The organism is Aliivibrio sp. 1S128 (assembly GCF_001691065.1).
Classification (GTDB): domain Bacteria; phylum Pseudomonadota; class Gammaproteobacteria; order Enterobacterales; family Vibrionaceae; genus Aliivibrio.
On the sequence record NZ_MAJV01000077.1, the window covers coordinates 1 to 812 of the forward strand.

At 33.0% G+C, this 812-nt stretch carries 1 protein-coding gene; it reads right to left on the bottom strand.

Annotation, left to right across the window (positions count from 1 at the left end; all coding sequences use genetic code 11):
• Positions 1-26: 26 nt before the first annotated feature.
• A complete protein-coding gene (locus tag A6E03_RS10080) occupies positions 27-779 on the bottom strand; it encodes a hypothetical protein (RefSeq protein ID WP_141677258.1) in 753 nt (250 codons plus the stop codon).
• Between the last annotated feature and the right edge of the window lie 33 nt (positions 780-812).

Genomic DNA, 812 nt, shown 5'->3' on the forward strand with positions numbered 1-812 from the left:
TGTAGCAAATCGTGTTGATGCGATTGTTAGCCGTTTTTATAAGCATTAACGATTTCTTTTGGGATCCTAGTATATTTAGTTAATTCGTCAATAATCTCCGGATAAAGAAATAGTGATGAATTTTCAGCCATAAGATTAGACTCCAACCATACAGTTTTTCGTTTAGAATTTGAGAAATACAAATTTTTCCAAACCAGTTCTTTTTTAGCTGGCGATTTAGGTTGTTTAAGTATTGCCTCTAAGCGTCCACCAGCTATATGTGTATTTTCAACAGTTACATTTTCAATATCTTGAAGCAATTCTTTAACATTATCTAATAACTTCACTTCCGGACTATTTTCATAACAATATAAACCTGAATTACAATATCTTCGCAATTCCCAGACAGCACGATCTAAAATAGTAAGTTCAGCTGACTCACTATGCCAAGATACCTCTAAATAACGAAATCTTGCTCCATTTTCTAGTCTCTTAAGAAAATCAACGGTCTGTTGCGATAACATAATGTCTAGCGAAGATTCGAGCATTTTTAGTGATTTAAGAACTTCATGCCCCACATCATCAAAATTATTTTTTTTAATTCTTACACGCTCTGTTCGTGTAAGAATTAAAATACATTTAGCATATTTTTCAAGTGCATGCAGTGAAGACCAAAAACATTGAGGATACAACTGAGCTCTATAAGCCATACGAGCATGAATATAATCTCGATCAGCATTATCTCGAAATGATCTTAATGCAAATGAATTAATTTTTTTCATTAAATCTGTACTTTCCAAATTGACCTCTTAACGGCTAACGCCTGCATAACA